Here is a 17,147-nt window from a genome sequence, read left to right as displayed (position 1 = left end):
GATATGGCACCCCTCATCCGGGCGCCAGAGGGACTTCAACCCTCCTGAACAACGCGCTGCTCAGCGCACACTACGCAGCAGTCCGACTTCCCACGCCCGTCGCTCATCGTCGTACGCCCTCAGGCTTCACGATGCGCGCTACGCCCAACGCTTCCCAGCGGGACGTAGCAGGGCGCGGGATCTCCCGGTTCCCGAGCAAAGTGTTTCTGCGCGTGCACGGGGTCTTCGACCGCGCGGGGTCCGATGCTGCCTCGCCAATGCGGCAGCACCGATGTGACCTTCGGCTTAATCCTAGAGCCTCGGCACCCCGGTCAACCCGTGCCTTGCGGCACGGGGCTTGTATTTCGCGGCTCAATACCCGGCCCGCGCGTACCCCTGTCAACGCTTCGCCTGCACCCTTGCGGGTACACACGCATGACTCGGGGCCGCCGTGGCTGGCTAGACCTTCAACGTATGACTCTTTCATTCACAACACTTTGCCGGTTTTGACCGGCGCACAGAATCGACATGCCAGCCTTACCCACCAAACTTTACGCTGCCAAATTGCAGCAGCAACTGCGCAGCCTGCTCGGCCACGAGCAGATCATCACACAAGCCTACGGGCGTCACCTGCTGATCAAACGTCTGGACGACGAGGAGCCGACCGTGGTGGCTCGGCTGACCGAACTCGCCCGCAATCGTTATGGCGCCGCCTTTCGCAACCATAGCGGGCGTTGGGAACCGTTGCCAGGCGAAGGCTCGCTCGACGAGATGGCCGAGGTGGTCGTCACGCTCCTGCACCTATATCTGCAGCCCGATAATTATTAAAGCTATTTACGGGATGTTGTACTAGGTGTTCATGTGGGGTTGATTTGTTGGATATTCCTGCGCCACCGGCGAGCCACGATGGACAGGCGTTAGCTCAGGAGGTCGGCCGGATGCTTCGTCAAGAGCCGCGCGGCGACGCTCCTAGTGTGCTTGCGAAGGTGGGTAATTTGCCCGCAGAAATGCAACTTGGCGATCTGCTAGATCTGATCGTGATTCTCGGCCGCCTTGACGGCAAATCCGAAGACCTTGGCCCGCTGCCGGGTAGGATCGGACAAAGGATCAACAGGATTACCGAACAGTTCGAAAAAGCGGCGTATATGTTGTCGCATTGGCCGGATAATTTCGTCGCGACTCTACGCGAGGCAACTGGGCCGACGTTTGTGAAGTCATCGGAGCTTAGCGAAAAGTTGTGCTCGATCCTTGCGCCGGCGAGGCGCTATTTGTCACCACACCTCTATCGCTGGTTGACTGAAGCGACCCTTCCCGGTGATCCTCAATCCTGCCTCCTTTCGCACAAGGACTCGGACCTGGCTATTGGGAGAGGATGATGCTGGGATTGGCCGTGATCTCTGAGCCTTACGTTGATGAAGACCTACTTGGCTTTCTCTATAGACTGGCCGATCTCAACGCGCTGACGGGTGCCGAGCTATTGAATGCATTCCGCGCAGCACCCGCAAGCGACGTAGCGTCCTGGATCGACGGCACAGGACGGTCGGTGGCCTGGGCGAATGTGAGCACAGAGCTACGCTGCCCATACACCCGATCGACAAAGATCTGGAATTGCCGTAGCCGTAAATTCTGCCCGCACTGTCTAGGCGAGCTTGGATACTGGCGTGAGAGCTGGAGTTTGATGTTGGTAACGTGCTGTGTCCGACACCATTCACCGCTTCAGGATTGCTGCTCCGCGTGCGGATGCATGCTCACTGCCGAGGCAATGCGTTGCTTGCGCTGTACCAATTGCGACCGCTTACTGGCCAAGAATGGCGTCGGCCTATCCGCTGCATTGCCTGGGGCTCTTTGGATCGCGCGCCAGCTGACGCACCGCATATCTCGGCAGCAGGGTAGTATCAAGCACGTCACCGCCCATTTGACGTTGTCCAGCCTGCACGAACTGGCGTTGCGAATTGGTATTCGCGGCATTCCCTCCAATCGAAAGAAGCCGTTGAAGCTCCGAGATGCTGGTGTACTCGCAATTGCCGGCCCAATTGCGGAGAGCGCCGGCCGCGTTCTGATGGCGTGGCCGTCCGGCTTCTATTGCCTTCTCGATGCTATTCGAGCTCAGCGCGCTCACGCGTCGAGGTGGAGAATCGGCCATGCAATGGGGCCTATTTACCATGACATCTTCCGTCACCTCTGCGAGTCGCATTTCGATTTCGTGCGACGAGCGTTCGAATCTTACGTTCATGACCGATGGGAGGCACCACTCGCTCTTCGAAATCGTAATCTTGCGCCGCAGCTTGTTAGGCAGCACCGCTGGGTACCGGTACAAGACGCAGCCCGGGCGATCGGTGTAGACCCAGCATTGCTGCGCAGGATGGCGGAACGTCAAGAAATACCGGTCCGGGAGCTGGCTCGCGATAGTGGGAGAGTCGCTCGGGTGGTCGATCTCAAGGCAGTGAGAGATCATGCCAGTCAGCTGCGACGCGCAACGACTCTTGAGCAAGCGGCCGTACAACTCGGCCTTGGAGAGAAGCGCGTGCGGCAGCTCCTGGCGGCGGGAATGCTCGCTGCATTGGGAGGTCCGCCTCGTGCTCGCGAGCGCTGGTGGATCGATCCGGTTTCGATTGAGCAATGCGCCAGACATGGTTATCGAGCCGTCAATGGAACAGGGAATTTGGTCTCGGTCGCGCACCTTGCCAGGTTTTGCGTTTCGGACGCCAGAGACTTCGTCACACTCATCCAGGCGATCCACTCAGGCAAGTTGTCCGTCCTCGTACCGCCGCATACCAAGCACCAAATCGGGATGTGGCTTCTTGATGAGGCAGAGGTGGCAGCATGGCGGTCTCCCCCACCACATGACAGAACGCAGAGGTTTTCTGTCAATGATGCGGCGATACAACTCGGCGTGAAGCAAGAAGTCGCCTACTCCCTGGTGCGGGCCGGAATCCTGGCCGTTGTGATCGACGCAGCTAGTCGCCGTACCGCGCAGTGGATCACGGCTCAAGCACTACGTGAATTCCGGAAGCGATATGTCCTAGGAACTGAACTGGCGGCGGCGTGGCAAACCAGTCCCAAGCAAGTCGTTCATCAGTTGATGACGTCCGGAATCCAACCTGTCGCCGGGCCCGGCGTTGCTTCTGCTCTGTGTCGCCAGTATGTTTGGCTTCGATCTCGGAAAACAATGGCCCTTGCCACGGCCGAAAAGCCATGTCGTCGGCGGAAGTCGTGAACTTCGTAGTGTTGCTGTTGGAGGGAACTGACTATAGCTCAGTCCCAGGCGTTGCGATAAGGGTCACTCGTTTACATCATCAGGCTTTCCGACGTAGCAGAAGCGTGGCGAACTGAACTCTCGACTGCCCTCGCTGGCTCCGCTGTACCCGCTTTCGACGGTGAGGGGAATCTCGTCAGCGCGTGGGGTTGGAAGGACTGGGTCTTGTTTGGTTGCCGGCTCGATCAGTCTGAAGAAGGGCGACTGCTCAGGGCGTCGTGTGCCATTCTGGCTCAGAGAGATGACTGGCTCTTGTCATCCATAACCTTCACTCGATCATATGGCTCCGAATTTGCTACAAGAGGACTGAGAGTGCTACTTTCCAATAGTGGGCACGCCTGAGTCTAGTTTCCGCATTGGCTCTCCTCCAGAGAGTCTAGCTTCTCACGAAGGGTATCGACGATCCACGAAACAAAGGTTTCCCATCCCGCTTGGCCAATTGCGATGCCTTTGGGTCCCTCCATAAGCACACAATCCGCGGAGTCGTGTTCGGTCAGCTCAGGGTGCAGCATCAACCAGCGTGCTATTAGGCTTTCCAGTTCATAGGGAACGTCCTTCAGGTGAAGGTAGGTTGTGTTCCCATGGCTGAAGTACGGAAGACCGAGTGGCAGCCATCCCGAAAGGAGGCGAAGTTTCTGATTAATTGCCATAGCCGAACGCGTGAATTGGTGGGACTTCCTACTATACGCCGAGATCGATGAAGGCAGTCACGGGAGGACAAGACTTCGTCAATTCGACGTGCGTGCAAAAGAGTCTCTCAGCAGGGGAAGATCGCGATGCTTCGCGCTCGAAGACATCCACAAGGCAGTTCGGTCTTAAGGGCGACAAGCCGTCAGCACCCGATGGTCCCGCAGCGCTCGCGCCTCCCCCTGCAACATGTCGCTCGCCTCGAAGTATGTCCGAAGCGACCAAGGCGCTGGCTAAATTGGGGGAGCTGACTTGAGGTGGGAAGAAGTTGATGCGGACGTCGCACGAGTCGATTACGTAGACCCAAACCGGGGGGCGGGGGCCGAAACCCAGGCTGCGTGGGATCCACGGCGACCCTGGTGGCTTGATGAGTCTGAGTATTAGGTGGGATACTGAAGTCCGAGCTCAACTAGTCTTCTTAAGGCAGTAATTGGCAAAGTGGCGGAAGCTAAGCCCACGATTGATGGAGTATATTCACGGTTCGGTTCAGTTGGTCGACCATGACGCACGGGAGGAAGGTTAAATCTCACAGCGAGATCGTCCTTTCGCAGTAATTTGAGAACTTTGTGAAGGTCCGACGAAGGCAAGGGGTCGTGAATGCGGGTTCAGCGTTGTGTCGTACTGGGAAAGATGAAAAAGGCGTCGGATGGCGAGAAAAAAAGGGGCGGCAGCGAAGCTGGCCCCTGGCCAACGCCAATGACGGCCGAAGTGCGCGAGCTGGAGCCGTGACTAGCGTTTTTAGAAAAAGGCGCGCGGGCGGCGGTTCCGACGCGGCCCGCGCTACCGAGGACATTGATAGCCGACCCGGAGTGTAGCTGATGACATCCCCTGAATATCCACTGTGCGCAGAGTCGCTGCGCGCAATGCTGCGCGTGGCGCGTATTACCAACGAGAGCATGCAACGCGCACTACACGACCACCTGGTGCTGGGCGATAGCCAGAAGGTGGCAGCCGAACGCTATGGCTACCAGAAGCAGCAGATCAGTGTGCAAGTCAAGCGCATTAAAGAGAAGATAAAGCCGGCGTTCGATGCCTACTCGACGTCCGCCCGGCGCATCGCCAACGGCGCCGCCGAGAGGTAGCCACGAATCCGGCTTCAAGCGGTCAGGTCGGAAGGCCGGCGGACCACAGATGGATTGCTATTGTTTGAGGAGGTCAAGGCAGCTCCGCCAATGCCGAAGCCCGGATTGGTCCAGCGATATGCTTGGCTCAGTGTTGTTGCTCAGCCAGATCGAGAGTGCCTTGAGCCTTCGCTGGATCATCCGGAAGATCGTCAGCCGATATCGCCATCAGCCCATTAGACCTCGCGAAATTGAGCAATCCCTTATCATCCGAATAGATGCACGCCGCAACACGACTACGTGCGATGGCAACAATCTGGTGATCAAATTTCACCTTGCTCCAGGCAGCGCTTTTTTGCTTTCCTCTCTTGTTGCCGGACCGCAAAGCAGCCCGAACACTCAATGAGCATTCGAGAGCTGCTTTTTGATCAAAAGAAACAACCTCAAAGCCCGCAGAGTGACTAAATTCGTCAGCAAAGTCGGGAGCGTGCACCAGCAACTCTGCCAAAGCGGGCGTTGGAATGATGATCTTGGTTTTAGACTGCCGTAGGGAGCGAACCAGATACTCGAGACGCTCCTTCTTAGCCTCCTCAGTGCTGCGTGGCGTAAGGAGAGCGATCAGTATACCGGCATCAAAAACAACCATTATTCGTCTCCTCGAATTTTTCGGTGTTCTTGTGCCGGATCATCCAACCCAGCCCAACCATTTCCGGGATGCGACGCAAGCCGACCGAACACGTCGTCCACCGGCGTATCATCAAGCTCCTCAAAATGGGCTATTTGGAAACTGACAAGAGTCCATCCAGCTTCACTCGATCTCTCCCAGACACCTTGGCCATGAACGCGAACAGGCTTGCCAAGGTAGTAGGAAATCAACGACCGTGCCGTTTCTGGATTGGTGTCAATTCCCTTGTGAATTGTCTGCCCATCGAGAGACTGTAACCAAACAGGTATCGTCCTATCGGTGCCACCAATTCTTATCACAATGCCATCCAAAGTGCCAGTCTCCCGAACACGATATGGCCGCTCATCAGGCATATCTCGTCCCAGAAACCGTACATATATCACGTTTCCGGATTTCAGCGTCGCCTTCGCGTTATCTGTCTTTAACAAGCGGTTGATGGCGTCCAGGGGCTTTCGAATATCTTCTGGAGCATTGGCGGAATTCGCAAGCTGCAGCCGACTTTGTACCTTTGGAATGGCAGGGTAATCAATCTTCGCTTGCGGCACGGCGCTCCCTTTCTTTACGCTAAGAAAGTGCACATGTTCGTGACTACCCAAGAGGTCTGCGAGCTGAATTAAATACTCGGCCAACCGCGACATTGGAAGCGTGTCCGGTGTGAAAGCATCAATTCGGAGTTGTACGAGTTCTGATTTTTCCATGGGGATCTTCAATGAAGATTATTGCACAAGCTCAACAGGAGCAGCATCTCCGATCATCCCCACCTTCGTAGGTGGTGCTGCATTTAGCGCCGTGCGCCACCTGAGTGGCGCCGGCAAAACGGCAAGCGCGGCCTGAGCCGGCTCCGATCCCGCCGAGAACTGCTTTCGTTGAACTCAACTTGGGACCTGCACCGTAGCAGTTCGGGCCTTTCGGCCTGCCCTCGCTCCTCGCTAGTTACCAAATCACTTGTTGTGAAGCCTCAATTTCAATAAGTGAACTATCCGAACCGCTGCTTGACATAGTCCGTCGTCGATGGCCCGACTAGCTCCATAGTTGCGTTCCTCCGCACACGAAGAATCGCTGCAGGCTTCCATCCTTCACGAAAGCAACCTTGCTTTCAGCATGGGCCAAGAGAATCTGGACGGCGCGCAACTTTCGCGTGCGCCGCTATATCAACGACACCTTGGTCCGCCGCAAAGCATGCGTGCCATACGACGCCGAGTCTAATCCTATGTCGCTACCCCAGCGGTGGACGATTGGAGAGTACTGCCGGGTTGATAAGTGCGGGGAATCATGAAACCTGCTCGGAAAGAGATAGTCTCTTCCAGTGACGCTGACCCGGCCAATCGACGCCCAGACGGCATCTCGCGATAGCTGCGTGACCTCGAACTGCACCGGCCGCCCCGTATTCTGCTAAGCAATCGCGGCGCGCGACGCAACCAGATGGATCTACGAGACAACTCTGCCTTGGCGCTGCCTGGACATGACGAGTCTTGAAGCGTGACCTTTCCCGCCGAACTTCGGCATTGGTAGATCGTCTGGGCGTGAACGCTCGTCTCGATCAGCATGAGTAACAACGGTTATAAGCAACGCAATCCTCCCGCACCAATTGTGCGGACCCCCGCCTTAGCGCAGCCCCCCTCTGTAGTGGGGTGTCCGGGCTGCTACGCCTAGCGCCTGAGTCAACGCTGCTGTTCGTGCCCGCGAGCTCGGGTAACCGCAACCCGTCTGCAACGCAATGGCGAGACACCGACCAGCGCTGGGAATATAATCGACCGGCGCCGGAATGACGGAAAACGCCGGCCTAGATCACGGGCGAGTCGTCCCGCACAAACTTGCCGCAGGATAGTCCGAGGGGCCTTCGTTTCATGTCATTAGCCATAACCGTCCTGCCCGCGAATCACGGCGACGCCATCTTCGTTCAGGCGGGGATCGATAAGCACGACCCTTTTCGGATACTGATCGACGGCGGCCCAGCTGCATGTTATCAACGAACGCAGGGATTCAAGCAAATCTCTGGACCGCTGCATGCAACCCTAACGGCGCTATCGAGCCGCAGCGACGCCCTTGACCTCGTCGTACTGACTCACGTGGACAACGATCATATCGGCGGGCTGCTTAAGGCGTGTCAGAACGAGTCATTCCTTCCTGTGATCGGAAAGGAAGTGTGGTTCAATTCTGGAAGGCTTATCGCGCGCCAGCTTGGCGACGGAGTGGAACCTGAAGGATCGCAGTTGATCTTGCAGCGGGGCGGTAGTGACCGGCTGACAAGCATCGCGCAAGGCGTCCTCTTCGATGACTTGCTTGATGAGGCCGGCGTGCGCCCAAGAGCACTCAAGGTCGCCGGACAGAGGATCGACTTCCGTCACGGAGAAATTCAGATTCTCTCTCCAGATGAAGACGGACTGCGCGCCCTACTTGCGAAGTGGGAGAAAGAGCGACCCGACAGCCTCACATCTTCCCACGAGAATGATTATAAATCGTCACTCGGCGATCTCCTGCAGGGAGACGAATTTGAAGAGGACACGGCGGTTCATAACGCAAGCTCCATTTCCTTCTTGATTTCGTCCGGTAACGCCAAGGCGCTCTTTCTTGGAGATGCGTTCCCTTCGACGGTCTGCGCCAGTCTCAGAAAGCCTGGATATTCGGAACAGAATCCCCTGCACGTGGGAGCTTGCAAGGTATCTCATCACGGTAGCAAAGGTAATACGAGCCCAGAGCTTCTCTCGCTGATAAGGAGCGACGGCTTCATCATCTCAACGGACGGGAGCCGCCATGGGTTGCCCAACAAGGTGACCGTTGCCCGAATCATGGACATGGCTCCGGAAAGCAAGGTCTTGTTCAATTATCCTCAACTCAAAAAACTCATCTTCAGCCACGATGAACTATCTGCAGCTGCCGAAACGCTGACTGACATAGAAGGGGACATCATTCTGTGAATGCAGTCACTTCCGAACAGATCAAGAACCACGCAGTCGTCGTGGACCAAGGGAGCGGCGTGCTCGTTCCTGCTATGACCGGTCAGTATGCCTACGTGCTCACAGCCAGTCACAATGTTCGAGTCAATCGGCATGACCCCAAAGTATTACGCGCCGCTGGAGACATTCAGGTAACGATGCCAGACGGCACAAGGCTTCCCGTTTTGGCAGTTTTCGGATCAGGCGTCGACGACGCGGCGTTGCTCCTCATTGCCGGAGTCGATATTGAACCGATTGCATATGCCAGCAATAGCATTCAGCTAGACGACCGAGCGTGGCTTGCCGGATATCCCCATAATCGCAGGGGTCGTGAAGAAGCGCAGATAAGGACATTCAAATGCGAAATTACTGATATCGACCGTTCGGATTTCTGCATCGAAACCAGTTCTTTCGCAAACTATGGTGAGGTCGTCGGCGTGTCCGGCGGCGGCGTCTACAAGCAGGTAGATCAGGAATGGTTACTTGTAGGCATCGAGTACAGCATGGAAGGCCGGGAGGAGGAAAGTCAGAACTGGCTCAAGTGCGTAAGTATCGCTGTATTCGACCAAATCATCGCCAGCAACAAATACAAAGATGTGGCCCTTGCGCCCGTGTTGCCCCCGTTTCTTCTTAACTTCCTGAACTTACTAGACCAGACTTTTCCGCTTGACGCATTCGAGTGTCGAGACACCAGGCGGGCATTGAGGGACACGCTGCAAGAATTGGCTCGCGGGAAGCTTACGTCTGACTGTCCGAGCCCGCATTCGCTCATGCAGAAGTTCGGAGATCGACTACTCGTGCACGGAAATCCGCGGTTCAGATTGGCCGACAAAAAACTATGGCTTTCCTGGCTAGAGCTTCTCATAGTGTCGCTTTTGGTAGATAAGACCAAAGAAGTCAACGACACATATATCGATGATCTCCGAAAACGCAGACGGCTGCTTTACAGCGGTTCCACGCAAGAATGGACGCGATTTATGGAGGACATTGCGCACTCGAATTTCGACGGTCTTGACCCTGATGGGATCGTTCTGATCAGCAACAATAGGGATGCGCCGCCCTCCAAAACCAGATCCAAGATTCGGATCGACAAACTTGTGACGGATATCAGTCGTCCGTCCAGTCCACAGCTAGATATTGATGCTCCAAGGAAGCCAACGACAGCGCGAACGGTAGTTCACCTCGACGGGCTCCATGCGGACTGCATTGTCAGGCGCGAAGACGACTATGTTCCCACGGGTGAATTCGATCAGACGGCCGCAATCGATCAATTGTCGGAGACGTATCGTGCAGCTATTGCGCAGTAACATTGACATTCGTTACTTGACTGATGCCTTTCCTTCAGTCGACTTTGTTCTCTACCAATCTGACGATCCTGATCGCTTCATCAGTTGTTTCGTCGCCAGATTCCAGGATGTGAGTATCGATCCAGAGGCCTGGCTGGAAATTACCAGCTTGATTGCGGTGAACTTCCAAGCCTCTCTCACAAATGACTTCGCAACTTGGAACATCTACCTCGCGCTTGTCTTTCCGAAGGCAGTATCACGGCACCTCAAGTACAGAATTGAGAGTAATCGTTTCGCGCTTCGGAAGATGGTTCTGATTTCCGATAAAGGTATTCTGGAAACAAGCGAGCAGACTTTGCATGCGCTCGAGGACATGATCCTTGGCAAGGACTTGGAACTCGGTCCTATGGATCTTGAATCGCGTCCGAACTCCAGTTCCAGCTTCGTTCGGGAAGTCGTCTCGAGCACGGAAATGATACCGGCCGACGGCAAGGAAAAATCGAGCTATACGAGAAAGCAGCACATCGCAGAATTGCTCAGCAGAATCTCTCAATCATGAAAATAAAAAAAGTCATCATCGAAGGGTTTCGCGCGTACCAGAACAAGGCTGACGGAACATTTGATTTCTCGACCCCTCAGGGCGACTGCGCAAATTTTGTTTCGATCTACGCGCCGAATGGGTTCGGAAAGACCTCCTTCTATGATGCCGTCGAATGGAATCTGACCAACAACGTTGGGCGCTTTGTGCGCGATCTGACGCGAACACAGTACGAATCTCTCTCTCGATCGCAAAATCAAGAAGACCGGAAGCAGCATATTCTTCGAAATCGCTTCATCGATGATGAAGCGCCGTCCCAGGTTACCGTCGTCGCAAATACCTTCGTAAATATCAAGGAGGTAACAAAGGCGAAGCGAGGTAGTCGTGACTATCTTTTCCAGAAAGAAGAGCCCCATCCGAAGATGGGGATCTTGAGCGACATATTTCTTTCCCAGGAAGCAATTGACTCCTTCCTTAGAGAGGAGAAGCCGGAAGCACGCTACTCCCGTTTCATGGCAAGTTTTGGCGATGAAGATGAGATTTATCGCGCAAACCTAACTGCGGTAAAACGAGAACTGAATATCAACCTCGCAAAAGCGAGGGATGAAGAAGCCCGTCACAGAGCTATTGCCGAGGCGCCGGTAAAGCCATCCATTTTGGAAGAAATCAACCAGACGATTAGCTTCCTGCATCAAGATGGGGAGCATGTTTCGGTACTGAATCCAAATTTTGATGCCGATGATCTTCGTCTGCTAAGAAATCTGATCACGAAGCGGATTCATGAGCTAGGCGCCGCCGCCAACGAGACGCAAACGGCAATATCCGAGTTGACGGTGGTAACGACTGAACTCGAGGACATATCTGCCGCAAAAGACAGAAAACTCAAAGCACAGAACGATATTGAGGTGCTCACCAAAACCCGGGACCTCTTCGAGCGACGCACGAACTTGCTCGAGTCAATCGCTCAACTGCAGAAGATTATCGCCGATTTGACATCGGACACTTCCCGGCTGGCAGCGATTTCCGAGCAGATCCCTGAATTTGTCGAACTCACAAAGAAGTCAGCGGCAACGCAAGAATTGCTTCGGACGTTGCAGGACAGCCTTATTGTGACACAAGGGGAAATCGCGAGCTTCGAGCAGCGAGCCGCCGAATGTCGCCGCTTGCTAGCAGATATAGAATCCTCCGCGAATGCACTGAACGAACTTCAACGAAATGCCGCTTCGATCTTTCAACAAATTGACGCGGCCATCGAACTGAAAGGCTCCCGTGAGGCCGATTTGGCTGATATGAATCTTCGCGCACAGCTTTTAGCTACGAAGATCGGAAATCACAAAGAGGAGTTGGCGAAGGTGGAGACGATCGAGATCAGCGTTGATTCGATCGATAGTGCGGATGTGAATCCCCTCATTCGCGGAGATTTTTCGATGGTTCCCCTCAAGGCGGCATTGCTGGAACGGCAAGCAAAGGCGACTACGCTAGATGGTGCTTCGCGGGTACTTGAACAAGTTAAGAATCAAACGAGTCAGTTTGCCACATTGATCGCGCTGGGTACCGATTTAGTTTCGAAAGCACATTCCGATGAATGCCCGTTGTGTTCACATCGTCACGAATCATACGCCGCGTTAATCGATCGCATTGCGAACAACTCGGCGCTTTCCAAATACGAAGCCGAGGCAATACGGTCCAAGGACACCGCCCAGCACGAACTCGACGCCGCATCAAAAAAGTTGACATCACTCCTGGACGAGTGGAGAGCGGTTAGAACCAAGGTCATCCTTTCACTTCGTGAGGCGATTTCGACGGATGAGGCAGATTTGCGTGCAGCGCTGGCAGATGTACAGAGGCTGGATCTCGAAAAGCGTAACGCGAACGAGACTATCAGAAAGCTTCGGTCAAACGTTCTCGACCGCTCATTCGACCAACTCGCTGAACATGTCAACGCTCAGCTTAGCCAGCTAAGCTCACGCCGGCAGATGGAACTCAAGGATCTCGAGAATTGTTCGAGCGAGATCGATAAACGGCAACAAAAGGCGAAAACCGACACTCAATCTATTGAGCAGTTGCGCGCACAGATAAGGCTTATTGCGGATACCGATCTGTATCGCAAAGTGGCAACCTTCTGCGCCGCACACGCTATCTCCCTCGAAGAACTCCCAACGTTTGTAGCCGCACGGAAGAACGAGAAGGAGCGAGAGATGCTGAAATCACGCTCAACTCTTGAGGAGTCTGTGATCCAACTATCTACCATCGACAAGAACTCACCGACTCTTTCTCGGCTAACCCAACAGTCGTTGGGCGACGATGAATTGCGAGCGCGCGCGCTGATTGCAGGCGCCGACGGAACCTTGGTGAGTTTCGCGTCTAACGTGCGACGCCATATCGCAGCGTATGATGATAGATGGAGCGTAGCCGAAATTACGGCGAACGTCACCGCATACATCGCTCAACTGCAGAGTGGTGTTGCTACCTTGACACTTCGTTCGGGCACATATTCTCTGCTTGGAGATCAGCTCAACGATGCGCTGCCGTATATGCAGTCGATTTCTGCGAAGAAGGAACTTGACCGTGTCGTCGCGGATATTCTGCGACAAGAGGCGCTGTTATCTGAGCTCGACACCGAATACGCTGGGACGATCGAACGTCTTCAAAGGCGAGTGCGTGGTTTCTTTTATACCGATCTGATCAACGCCATCTATCGAAAAATTGATCCACACCCGGATTTCAAGAAAGTTCTGTTCGACTGCGATTTCCCGGAAACCGATCGTCCCAGACTTAACGTTTTGGTTGCCGACGAGAAGGGCGAGACCATTCCGCCCAATCTTTACTTCAGTGCTGCCCAGATCAACATCTTGAGCTTAAGTATCTTCCTGGCACGTTCACTGCACGTAAAACAGCCAGACGGAAATGACGTCCAATGTATTTTTATTGACGACCCCATCCACTCCATGGATTCGATCAACGTCCTGTCAACAATCGATCTTCTGCGCTCCATCTCAAAGAACTTTGATCGGCAGATCATCTTGTCAACCCACGACAGAAATTTCTTCGATCTATTAAGAAAAAAAGTTCCCGAGCATCAGTACGCATCCAAGTTCATCGAACTTGAAACGTTTGGCAAGGTTCGCATTCTGCAAGATACGGTTTATTGAACAGCGGGCGGCCCTGGTTCAAACATATAGACATAGCCGCCGCGCACACGCCGACACTTGAACGTCCCCAAGGCCGATGATGCAACGTTCGTCTTCGCCAATCGAACGGCTGCTTGCTGGTGTGGAGCCGACGTCTGAACGTCCGAGTGACGGCACGAGTGAATGACGCCTCATGGCGTGCGCCGTGAAAAGGCGGCGCTTTTCCAGTGGGTGAAAGCCCCACCCGGCAACTGCTCCCGCCGGAAGCAACCGGAGCAATCGTGGAGGTAACGAAGCGGTTGAAGCCTTCGGTGAAGCGTGTCACGAAATACGGTGACAGCGCGGGTGTGCAGGCCGTAACGTGAGTGAACGCCGAGCAAGCCTCGAAAACGATGATGCGCAGGCCGACCTGACTGCCATATCGGGGAAGGCTGATACGACTGGACGGATGAACGTGATGGAATTTTAGAATCTGTTGGATTCTTCATTTGACCCCGCATTTGCCGGCCGCCCCAGGCTGCCCTGGTGGCCTTGGGTTGGCTCGCGGCGTACAAGAAACCGACGAAGTGCCAAGCGATCTATCTGCAGCACCGCCTGGACTGTTCAACGTGCCGCGAGCGTCAAGTCGCCGGATAATCGGAAAGCGCTACATCGGCGCGTTCGGGTGGTTCGCATGGAGCGAGCTCACCGCCGTCTGCAGCGGGTCTTCCGAGGGGCCCTTCCATTGGCGCTCGCGTCAATAGTGGTGAACGGCTGGAGCCCGCTATCGCCGATGCACAAGTGGCGCGGCGCGATATCAGCGATTGCTTAGTAGCGACCGGCGTTCGCCCGATAGCTCTCATCGATGATCCGTGCGTCCAACGCCTCAAGAGGCCGAGTTATATTGAGATTTCGAGGATTGCGCGCCGACGCAAGCTTGTCGATCGTGCCAATGACGACACCCCTCCCCGACGCATGATGCGCCGGCGCAAAGATGAAAAAGTTAGGGCGCCGGGCCCACACCGGAAGCTCGACGTCCTTTGCTGGGACGTATGCGACCGCTTGCCCGGGCTCGCTGTCCGCAATAGATCGGACCAGGCTAGACACTTGTTCGTTGGTTGGGGCGGCACCTGCAACGCGAATGCCGCGGGGTCGAGACTTTTGACGCACGGCTTCATGAAGCTCAATCCAGGGGGCAAGATGCAGGCTGCGCAGGTCCCCCATGACCGGCGCTGGTGGCATCGCCAGGTACTACGTACCGAGACGACAACGCCCCGCAGGCAGCTAGTGCATGATTCAGAAACGGAGACAACATGAAGGAAAACGCCCCCTTCATCCGGGGGCGAATTCAGTTGGTTAGTGGGAGCACTTAGCCATGAGATACAGTAGCTACCACTATATGTAAATCGCCGTTTCTCATGGAAACGGTAGATGAACTTAATCGACGGAATGAATATGTTGAACATCGATGTTAAGTCATTGAAGCGGGACGACGATCTTCTCATCGATCTGGGCGCGTCCGTGTGGCTGATGGATAACCATAAGTGGGCTCTCTATGTTTGGGAGTCTTTCCGGCAACAGACAGGAGGCCGGCGCTACACACTGGCGCATGCCGACTACCACTGGGACGGTGGCTATGACTTTCACGGCGACGCTGAGCAAGAACGAGAACTACTTGCCGCGGACCTGCGACGCCTGCGTGCATACATTGAGGAAGAAGAGTGGATCAGGTATGACTCCTTCATCGCCCCCGCCGTGGCACGGGGCATGTTCGATGCGGTGCATTTCTATTGCCTACAGGGCGACAAGTGGGACGTGGCAATCGACGAGAGTCTCAGAAAAACTACCGGAACAGATCAAGTCATTCACGAAACGCCGGAGTCCCTGGCTTCGCTGAAAGCCGCCTCACCGCTGATCTTTGATCTTTGCCTCGACCTCTTCAACCGGTCAGATCAGTTCCGAGAAGGCGATCTCTGGTCGGACGAAGAAGTGCTGGGCTTTCTGGACACGGTTCGGCCCCTCATCATGACCGCTTCTCTTGTGACCATATCCTTGTCATTCGATTGCTCCGGCACAGCAGAGGACACACGTCACCTCGCGTCCCTGGTTTTGCCCAGGATACAAGCTTGGCGGGCGGATGCCGGCGCCCCCGACGGCTTTGAACCAGAGCCGGAAGGCCGTTAGTAACGGTTACCTCTATTGAGAAACGATGCTGACGGTCAATGCGGACGAGCATCCGGTCATGAATCGCATGCACGCACCAGGCAAGGAAAAGCGCTCGGTCGTGTTCGTGCCGCCGGCACAGTGGGACGACTGGTTGACCTGCCAGGATCCTGAGGAAGCGCGCAGCTTCATGAGCCTCTACCCGGAGGACAAGATGCAGGTTGCACCGGCCACCCCGTGATCGGCGCTGGCCTCATGGCAGCCACCGCATTCCGGAGAGAAAGGGCCCAGCAGACAACAAGTGAACGATTCAGCAACGGGGGCAACCCGTGACGGTCAACGGTCGTTATCGACATGCCCCTCATTATTCCCAAAATTCGTCCGATATATTGAGGAGCTCGTGCGTGAGTGGCTCGATCCGAAACCCTTCTAATTTTAGTTTTCCTCGTTCCACGCAGTTGGGGTTCATTGCAATACTACGCGGTCAGCGCGGGAGACGTTGTGCCCCGGCAGACAACAGCGGTTCAGCAGCGAACACACTATTATCGAGAGCCATTCGCCATTCGCCATTCGCCATTCGCCATTCGCCATTCGCCAATGCCTTGCCTGTTTTTTTGGTGATAGGAGTTGTTGATCGCAAGGTGTGGTGAAGTCGCCTGATGCAGTTACAATTAGTGGTCGATTATAAAAATAGCTGAATTTTTATTTTGAATGAGCAATTTAGTTTTCAAGATTGTGTGAAGAGTGTAGATTTCCTCGCCGTGGGGAATATGCATTCGATGAACGCAATAAATTTTTTCTATATAAATTAGCGCAGTCCATCTTGGGTAATAGTGTTAAATTTTGGATATTTATTTACAGAGTAGAATAGAGAGGAATGAGGGGGCATGGTGAATAAATATAGTGGCCGTAATCGAGGGAAAGTATTGATCTTGCGGCGCCATCCAAGTCGAATTGCTGGCGCGATTCTGCGTCGAGGAAGCGCGAGTCGAGCGTTGGCTAAAGCGCGGATTGAGAGCGAGACAGCCTTGGCTGAACAACGAAAGGCCGATGCAGTGAAAGCAATCGCTCAGGCGAGAGAGGCAGGTGCAAATAAAATTGGTAGCCTGTTAGATTCATTGCGCAAGAATTTGCCAGCATTTGCTGTTTCCTATGGTGTTGTGGTCGCTTTTCTATATTTTTCACTGGCGGTTAATTTTTTTCCGTCTGGAGTAAATGTTGGGGATGCCCTGCTCCTGCTTTTCATGGCATTTGGTTACGGATTTCTCTCGGTTTTTTTTGTTGCGGGAGGGCTACTAATCGTAGTTCCAGCCGCGGGATATCTTGATGCCCTTGGCGAAAATGAGTATGTCCATGAAGGGGGGGTGAGGGCCAATCCACCCAAGTTAAGCCTCCCTCAGCAAGCCTTATAGGCGGCATGTCGATGAGGCTTATTAGGTGGGGGGT

13 protein-coding genes and 1 pseudogene are annotated in these 17,147 nt (G+C 54.7%); 12 read left to right on the top strand and 2 right to left on the bottom strand.

Going from position 1 to position 17,147, the window contains the following annotated elements; translation table 11 throughout:
* The first annotated feature begins 507 nt into the window (after nucleotides 1-507).
* From ACGLHR_RS44890 to ACGLHR_RS44870, 5 genes and pseudogenes are all read left to right on the top strand, one after another.
* On the top strand, nucleotides 508-807 hold the full coding sequence (locus tag ACGLHR_RS44890) for a hypothetical protein (RefSeq protein WP_267601720.1): 300 nt from the start codon (nucleotides 508-510) through the stop codon (nucleotides 805-807).
* Between the two features lie 110 nt (nucleotides 808-917).
* Nucleotides 918-1,355: a hypothetical protein gene (locus tag ACGLHR_RS44885; protein ID WP_400102286.1), complete on the top strand. Its 438-nt coding sequence runs from the start codon at nucleotides 918-920 to the stop codon at nucleotides 1,353-1,355.
* A pseudogene (locus tag ACGLHR_RS44880) lies at nucleotides 1,352-1,684 on the top strand (TniQ family protein); the annotation flags it as partial. The gene ACGLHR_RS44885 and the pseudogene ACGLHR_RS44880, both read left to right, overlap by 4 nt.
* Before the next feature lie 39 nt (nucleotides 1,685-1,723).
* Complete coding sequence (locus tag ACGLHR_RS44875; protein WP_400102287.1) at nucleotides 1,724-3,196, top strand: hypothetical protein; 1,473 nt, start codon at nucleotides 1,724-1,726, stop codon at nucleotides 3,194-3,196.
* Nucleotides 3,197-4,740: 1,544 nt separating this feature from the next.
* Nucleotides 4,741-5,004 (top strand): hypothetical protein, encoded by a 264-nt coding sequence (locus ACGLHR_RS44870; RefSeq protein ID WP_400102285.1) that lies wholly within the window; start codon nucleotides 4,741-4,743, stop codon nucleotides 5,002-5,004.
* A 127-nt stretch (nucleotides 5,005-5,131) separates the two neighbouring features.
* On the opposite strand, the gene ACGLHR_RS44865 is transcribed toward ACGLHR_RS44870, so the two are convergent.
* A complete protein-coding gene (locus ACGLHR_RS44865; RefSeq protein ID WP_400102284.1) occupies nucleotides 5,132-5,629 on the bottom strand; it encodes a hypothetical protein in 498 nt (165 codons plus the stop codon).
* Nucleotides 5,629-6,366 carry an MFS transporter gene (locus ACGLHR_RS44860; RefSeq protein WP_400102283.1) on the bottom strand — a complete coding sequence of 246 codons (738 nt, stop codon included), beginning with the start codon at nucleotides 6,364-6,366 and terminating at the stop codon, nucleotides 5,629-5,631. Before ACGLHR_RS44860 ends, ACGLHR_RS44865 begins: the two co-directional genes overlap by 1 nt.
* 1,149 nt (nucleotides 6,367-7,515) lie before the next feature.
* On the opposite strand from ACGLHR_RS44860, the gene ACGLHR_RS44855 reads away from it, so the two are divergent.
* The 7 genes from ACGLHR_RS44855 to ACGLHR_RS44825 all read left to right on the top strand — a co-directional run bounded on the left by ACGLHR_RS44855 (nucleotide 7,516) and on the right by ACGLHR_RS44825 (nucleotide 17,113).
* The gene (locus tag ACGLHR_RS44855) at nucleotides 7,516-8,586 is read left to right on the top strand and encodes a ComEC/Rec2 family competence protein (protein WP_400102282.1); all 1,071 of its coding nucleotides are present in this window, start codon (nucleotides 7,516-7,518) and stop codon (nucleotides 8,584-8,586) included.
* Entirely contained in the window at nucleotides 8,583-9,911 is a 1,329-nt protein-coding gene (locus ACGLHR_RS44850; protein WP_400102281.1) for an ABC-three component system protein, read from the top strand. The genes ACGLHR_RS44855 and ACGLHR_RS44850 overlap by 4 nt, the downstream gene beginning before the upstream one ends.
* Nucleotides 9,892-10,449 carry an ABC-three component system middle component 1 gene (locus tag ACGLHR_RS44845; RefSeq protein ID WP_400102280.1) on the top strand — a complete coding sequence of 186 codons (558 nt, stop codon included), beginning with the start codon at nucleotides 9,892-9,894 and terminating at the stop codon, nucleotides 10,447-10,449. The genes ACGLHR_RS44850 and ACGLHR_RS44845 overlap by 20 nt, the downstream gene beginning before the upstream one ends.
* Nucleotides 10,446-13,580, top strand: coding sequence for a hypothetical protein (locus ACGLHR_RS44840; RefSeq protein WP_400102279.1), 3,135 nt, complete (start codon nucleotides 10,446-10,448; stop codon nucleotides 13,578-13,580). Before ACGLHR_RS44845 ends, ACGLHR_RS44840 begins: the two co-directional genes overlap by 4 nt.
* A gap of 1,389 nt (nucleotides 13,581-14,969) precedes the next feature.
* Nucleotides 14,970-15,722 carry a UPF0489 family protein gene (locus ACGLHR_RS44835; protein ID WP_400102278.1) on the top strand — a complete coding sequence of 251 codons (753 nt, stop codon included), beginning with the start codon at nucleotides 14,970-14,972 and terminating at the stop codon, nucleotides 15,720-15,722.
* Between the two features lie 25 nt (nucleotides 15,723-15,747).
* A complete protein-coding gene (locus tag ACGLHR_RS44830) occupies nucleotides 15,748-15,942 on the top strand; it encodes a hypothetical protein (protein ID WP_400102277.1) in 195 nt (64 codons plus the stop codon).
* A 646-nt stretch (nucleotides 15,943-16,588) separates the two neighbouring features.
* Nucleotides 16,589-17,113, top strand: a complete 525-nt coding sequence (locus ACGLHR_RS44825; protein ID WP_400102276.1) for a hypothetical protein — start codon at nucleotides 16,589-16,591, stop codon at nucleotides 17,111-17,113.
* Nucleotides 17,114-17,147 lie beyond the last annotated feature (34 nt).

The organism is Cupriavidus sp. CuC1, from assembly GCF_044627735.1.
GTDB lineage: Bacteria > Pseudomonadota > Gammaproteobacteria > Burkholderiales > Burkholderiaceae > Cupriavidus > Cupriavidus ulmosensis.
This window is presented reverse-complemented; position numbering and strand designations above follow the sequence as displayed.